We start from the raw sequence: 6,200 nt of genomic DNA on the forward strand, positions 1-6,200 counted from the left end.
CGAGGAAGTTCCCATGACCGAGCAGATCAAAACGCCTCCACCTCCTCCACCCCCAGCAGCACCTGAGGTGATTGAAGTGGTAGAAGATGAGGAAGAGGTTGAAGAAACTGTGATCGAATCTACTGAAACCAGTCAGGAAGAAGAGGTTATAGAGATCGAAGACGTAGAAGTGGAAGAGGTAGAAGAAATAGAAGATGTACCTTTTGCCGTTATTGAGGATGTGCCGGTTTATCCCGGTTGTGAAGGCGCTTCTGATAAGAGGGCGTGTTTCAATGAAATGATCCAAAAACACATCAGGAAAAACTTCCGTTACCCGGAAATTGCCCAGGAAATGGGAATTCAGGGAAGGGTAAATGTGATGTTTACGATCATGACCGATGGAAGTATCGGAAATATCCGATATCGCGGACCGGACAAAAACCTCGAGGCTGAGGCGTTGAGGATCATCCAGAAACTTCCCAAAATGACCCCCGGTAGACAAAGGGGAAGGGCAGTGAGGGTTCCCTTCAGTATCCCTATTACGTTTAAGCTACAGTAAGAAAAAGAAAGATCTATAGAAAATCCCCGTATTCCCGGGGATTTTTTAATTGCCTTTCAGGCTGTTATAAAAAATGGTGCGCATCCGCTCCGGGTTTATAAACCCGCCACCGTGGGTGCTGTCATATCCCGAACCGATATTGGGGTCTGACTGAACTTCCTCCAGTGTTTTGCCGGAAGCAATTGCCTTTTCCATATTGGATTTTAATATTTCAAGCATTTCAATATACCGACGTAGTTCTGCCCGGCTGGAAGGACGGCCATGTCCGGGGATGATAGTCGTTCCGTCATTGATAAGCATCAGGGCGCGTTTCTGGGCGGCAATCAGGCCATTAACACTCCCCCCACTGTTCAAATCAATATAGGGATACCGTCCGGAAAAATAGGTGTCCCCCATATGCAGCACATTGTTGTTTGCAAAGTAGACCATAGCGTCCCCGTCTGTATGGGCTTCATGCACATGAAAGGCCATAATGGTTTCCTCCCCTTCGTGAAAAGTGATGTCTTCGGAAAAAGTGATCTCTGGCAGCATCCGGTTAAAAAAATCCATACTAATTTCCTGTTCCTCCAGTTTTTTCTGGTTATTGGAGCGTACCCGTTCCCGCACATTATCGTGCGCTACAATGGTGGTGCCCTCCGTGTTAAAAGCGGCATTGCCACCGGTATGGTCGCCGTGCATATGGGTGTTGAACAGAAATCGTATAGGCTTATCTGAGATCTGACGTATGGCTTGTTTGATCTTTTTGTTGAGGCGGTCAAACTGGTCATCTATCATCAATACATATTCCTCGCCCACATAGATCCCGATATTTCCGCCCTGACCGGTTAGCATGTATACATCTGGAGAAAGGCTGTCTATTTTAATAACTACTTCCTCTTGTTGTGCGTAGGCATATGTGCCGCCAGAAAGCAGAAAAGTCAGGAGGAGCAGCTTGAATTTCTTTGACATGAATTCCATATTTAAGGGGTTTAACAACAGCTTCTTAAAGATACTACAAAGCTTGGGATATCGTTGGATATATTTCTATGGGACCTTATCTTTGCAACCTGAAAAAAACAGCATGAAGACGGCAGTTGAGACGGCAGGTAATTACACTTTTTCCTTATTACTTGCCGATTTTAAGGAGATTACCAAAGCCAGGCTCGCCGTAAGCGTTGTTTTTTCTTCTGTGGCCGGATACCTGCTGGGAACAGAAAGGGTTGAGGTCTTATCCCTGCTGCTGCTCGGATTTGGGGGCTACTGCATGGTAGGGGCTTCCAATACCTTTAATCAGATTATTGAAAAGGAATTGGATGCAAAAATGTTGCGTACGCGCAACAGGCCAATTCCTGCCGGAAGAGTCTCGGTGAGTAAGGCCATGGTCCTTGCCGTTTCCATGACTTTATTGGGTATTGTGAGCTTGTATATTCTCAACCCGAAAACGGCAATGTTCGCTGCGATTTCTATATTCCTCTATACAGGGGTATATACGCCTCTGAAGACGATAACGCCCCTAGCCGTATTCGTAGGTGCCCTTCCGGGCGCAATTCCCTTCATGCTGGGCTGGGTAGCGGCAACCGATGATTTTGGAATTGAACCCGGGACCCTCTTCATGATACAGTTCTTCTGGCAATTTCCGCATTTCTGGGCCCTTGCCTGGATGTTGGATGAGGACTACAAAAGGGCTGGGTTTAAATTGCTGCCAACCGGGGCAAAGGACAAGGGAACAGTACTGCAGACCATCATGTATACTATTTGGATGATTATCATTTCTGTCATCCCGGCATTTGGCATCACGGGTCGGTTATCCCTATCAGTGGTAGGGGGGATAGTCGTGTTTCTGATGGGCCTGGTAATGCTGTATTTTGCCTTCAGGCTTTTTAATATGCGTGATAACAAAACAGCGCGAAGACTTATGCTGGCCAGCGTGAGTTATATTACACTTATGCAAATGGTTTATGTAATTGATAAATTCTTGTAACCAAAATGGATCTTACACAGGGAACAGAAAGAGATAAAAATGCCAGGGCGAAAAAAATGATGCTCTGGTTTGGTATAGTCAGCCTTATTATGGGGTTTGCCGGGTGGACCAGCGCATATATTGTGAGCAGTTCACGGGAAGACTGGATGACTGATTTCACTTTGCCTCAGGCTTTTCTATACAGCACCGTAGTGCTAATATTCAGTAGCCTGACCTATATCCTGGCGAAAAGGGCAATTAAGAAGGACAAACAAAAAGCCTGTACACAATGGCTGGTACTCACACTGGTTTTGGGAATTACCTTTATTGTCCTGCAGTTTCAGGGCTTTTCAGCCATGATAGGCATGGGGTACTATTTCACAGGGCCCACCAGCAATATTACTCTTTCCTATATTTTTCTGATTGCCATGGTGCATATAGCTCACCTGGTGGCAGGATTGATTTCCCTGTCAGTAGTCCTGGTTAATCAGCTTAGGGGTAAGTACAGCGCAGCCGAATACCTGGGGTTGGACCTTGGGGCTACTTTCTGGCACTTTCTGGATTTGCTCTGGGTGTATTTGATCTTGTTTTTTTACTTCTTTTAATCGAGCAAAACAATAAATTTGGCATTGAAAAAAGAATCCACTTTTCTATCATGGAAAAAGGTGTAAATTTGCCAATATTCTGTTAAGCACATTATATTTTTATGGATACAACGGTTACTGAAGAAAACGTGTGGGGTGGGGGTAACCGCCCACTTGGAGCGAGTTATGGTAAATTAATGATGTGGTTTTTCATCGTTTCCGATGCCCTGACCTTCTCCGGATTCCTCGCTTCTTATGGCTTTTCCAGATTTAAGTTTATTGAAACCTGGCCCATTGCGGACGAAGTATTTACGCACGTACCATTCTTTCACGGGAATTACCCGATGTACTACGTGGCTTTTATGACCTTCATCCTTATCATGTCTTCCGTGACCATGGTACTTGCCGTAGATGCAGGGCATAATATGAAGAAAAATAAGACCATCCTGTATATGTTCCTGACCATTATCGGTGGGGCCATATTCGTTGGGTCGCAGGCCTGGGAATGGGCTACCTTTATCAAAGGGGACTATGGCGCTCTGGAAACGAACGGGGGGCGTATCCTTCAGTTTGTCAAAGCAGACACCGGTGATCGGGCAGCACCGGCTGATTTTGCGCAGTATGTACCTGGTGAAAGAGAACAACACAGCAAGAACGTCGGGGTCTGGTTCAAGGATGAACCCGCACTTACCAGTTACTCACTGGAAGAGGTGAAGGCCGGGTTTCTTGCCAATCCCAACATACTTATTCGTACAGAAACGATCAACGAAGAAGGGGAAAAGACCGTCCTGAACAGGGAAGAATCCCTGCAAAGGATACAGGATGCCAAATTGGTTGTGGAAGGGGCCAACCTTATCCGCAATGAATACGGTAGTCGTCTGTTTGCTGATTTCTTTTTCTTTATAACCGGCTTCCACGGCTTCCACGTTTTTTTCCGGGGTAGTCATCAATATTATCATCTTCTTTAATATCATCCTGGGCACCTACGAGCGCCGTGGACATTATGAAATGGTTGAAAAGGTAGGGCTGTACTGGCACTTCGTTGACCTGGTATGGGTATTTGTATTTACATTCTTCTACCTCGTATAATGCACTTTTTAATAAATTAGAAATAACTGAAATTAAATACATGGCACACGCACACAAACTGGAAATTTTCAGAGGCCTGCTAAAGTTTAAGTCCAACACCCAAAAGATTTGGGGGGTATTGATTTTCTTATCCATAGTAACTGCCATAGAGGTGGGATTGGGGATTACCAAACCTGAGGTACTAACAAAAAATACACTCATCGGGATGAAACTCCTTAACTGGATCTTTATCTTGCTAACCCTGGTAAAAGCCTACTACATTGCCTGGGATTTTATGCACCTGAGGGATGAAAAGAGTTCCTTGAGGCGAACTATTGTCTGGACCCCAATCTTCCTGGTGTCCTATCTGATCTTTATCCTTTTGTTTGAGGCCGATTATATTTACAACGTATATAAAGATGGCTTCGTTCCCTGGGATTTCTAACAAGGATTTAACAGCATTGAAAGACGGTTTTGACAGCCGTCTTTTTTATTTTTGCAGTTCAGAGCATTTTAGCCATGAAAAAGACCTTTGTTTTGGTGGTCCTTTTTATCCTTCCCCTGGTAGCCTATATGTTTTTTGCCTCCGGGGTGAATAATTTTGGACGACTTCCCACCTTAACGGAAAACGTACAGGACCTCGATGCTTTTAATCCGAAGGAAACCCTTAGCGGTAAGATTAGCATCCTCGGATTTTTGGGATACGACATGGAGTTGAAAAAGGGGAATGCCTTTAACCTCAATCAAAAGATTTATAAGCCCTTCTATGAATTCCGAGATTTTCAGATGGTCATGGTACTGCCCGAAGGTACCGAAGATAAAGTGGAAGATCTCAAAGCGGATCTGGCAGAGCTTACGGATATAGTTAACTGGAAATTTGTTTTCGGAAACGAAGAGGATGTCAGGGAGTTGTTCAACTCGCTTTCCACCAACCTGGAACTCGATGGGCAATTGGGCACGCACTATGTTTTCATAATTGATAAGAACAGGAACCTCAGGGGACGGGATGACGATGAGGATGAAGGCTTTAAATATGGTTTTAATGCTACCTCAGTGGCCGAGCTTAACAACAAGATGGAAGATGATGTTAAGGTAATCCTGGCCGAGTACCGTCTGGCGCTGAAGAAAAATAATGCACAAAGAGAGTAATATTGAAACGCGGTAAGTATCACTATATCTGGATTTCCCTCATTATCCTTGTTTTTGGGATCATTTTTGTCCCGAGGATTGTGGACCGCCTGCAGCAGGGAAAGGTTGTGGAGAGAGACCGGATGAATATCCAAAATCCGGAGGACAATCTAGCCTATGTAGTGCTGAATGGCGAGAAAAGGAAAGTTCCTCCCTTTGCTTTACTTAACCAGGACAGCCTTTTGATCACCAATGATGACTACCTGGGAAAGGTGTATGTGGCCGAGTTCTTTTTTACTACCTGTCCTACCATTTGTCCGATCATGAATCGCAACCTGGTAACCTTGCAGGAGGAATTCAAGGAGTACGAAAACTTTGGGGCGGCCTCTTTTACCATCAACCCGGATTACGATACGCCCCGAGTGCTCAAGGAATACGCAGAGAAATACGGGATAACGGATATGGACTGGCATTTGCTTACGGGGGAACGGGAAACCATTTACGAACTGGCCAATGTGGGTTTCAACATCTTCGCAGCAGAAGCCCGGGACGTACCCGGAGGTTTTGAGCATTCCGGGCTCTTTGCCCTGATCGACAAGGAAGGCTTCATTAGATCCCGAAGGGACGATTTTGGAAATCCCATTATTTATTATCGTGGAACCATCACTGAAGCCCAGGGGGTCAATGCTGAAGGGGAGGAAGAGCAAATCAGTATTTTAAAAGAGGATATCAGGAAATTGTTGGAAGAATAATATGGATCGGACAGCAGCACAGGAGAAGAAATTTAAGCGATATATTACGGCCATCTCTATAGTCATACCGGTTGTGGTAGCGGTATTGTTTGGTATTCGCATACCCAATGTGGAACCCCTTAGCTTTCTCCCTCCTATCTATGCTACCATCAATGGGCTAACGGCCGTCTTGTTAATTGTAGCGGTTATTG

7 protein-coding genes and 2 pseudogenes are annotated in these 6,200 nt (G+C 45.1%); 8 read left to right on the plus strand and 1 reads right to left on the minus strand.

The features are described from left to right. On the plus strand, positions 1-538 hold a 538-nt coding region (locus tag AC4E7D_RS10375; RefSeq protein WP_490173728.1), incomplete at its 5' end, for an energy transducer TonB. Between the two features lie 45 nt (positions 539-583). Here the strand turns inward: AC4E7D_RS10375 and AC4E7D_RS10380 are convergent. Further along, complete coding sequence (locus AC4E7D_RS10380; RefSeq protein ID WP_490173729.1) at positions 584-1,486, minus strand: MBL fold metallo-hydrolase; 903 nt, start codon at positions 1,484-1,486, stop codon at positions 584-586. 112 nt (positions 1,487-1,598) lie between these two features. On the opposite strand from AC4E7D_RS10380, the gene cyoE reads away from it, so the two are divergent. The 7 genes and pseudogenes from cyoE to AC4E7D_RS10415 form a co-directional block, all read left to right on the plus strand. Beyond that, complete coding sequence (cyoE, locus tag AC4E7D_RS10385; protein WP_490173730.1) at positions 1,599-2,498, plus strand: heme o synthase; 900 nt, start codon at positions 1,599-1,601, stop codon at positions 2,496-2,498. A gap of 5 nt (positions 2,499-2,503) precedes the next feature. Then, positions 2,504-3,082 (plus strand): cytochrome c oxidase subunit 3, encoded by a 579-nt coding sequence (locus AC4E7D_RS10390; protein WP_490173731.1) that lies wholly within the window; start codon positions 2,504-2,506, stop codon positions 3,080-3,082. A gap of 101 nt (positions 3,083-3,183) precedes the next feature. Then, positions 3,184-4,150 (plus strand): annotated as a pseudogene (locus tag AC4E7D_RS10395) (cytochrome c oxidase subunit 3). Between the two features lie 40 nt (positions 4,151-4,190). Continuing rightward, complete coding sequence (locus AC4E7D_RS10400; RefSeq protein WP_490173732.1) at positions 4,191-4,574, plus strand: cytochrome C oxidase subunit IV family protein; 384 nt, start codon at positions 4,191-4,193, stop codon at positions 4,572-4,574. 74 nt (positions 4,575-4,648) lie between these two features. Continuing rightward, positions 4,649-5,278, plus strand: a complete 630-nt coding sequence (locus tag AC4E7D_RS10405) for a hypothetical protein (protein WP_490173733.1) — start codon at positions 4,649-4,651, stop codon at positions 5,276-5,278. Between the two features lie 2 nt (positions 5,279-5,280). Then, positions 5,281-6,009 (plus strand): SCO family protein, encoded by a 729-nt coding sequence (locus AC4E7D_RS10410; protein ID WP_490173734.1) that lies wholly within the window; start codon positions 5,281-5,283, stop codon positions 6,007-6,009. A gap of 1 nt (position 6,010) precedes the next feature. Beyond that, positions 6,011-6,200, plus strand: a pseudogene (locus AC4E7D_RS10415) (DUF420 domain-containing protein); the annotation flags it as partial.

Source organism: Lentiprolixibacter sp., from assembly GCF_982873095.1.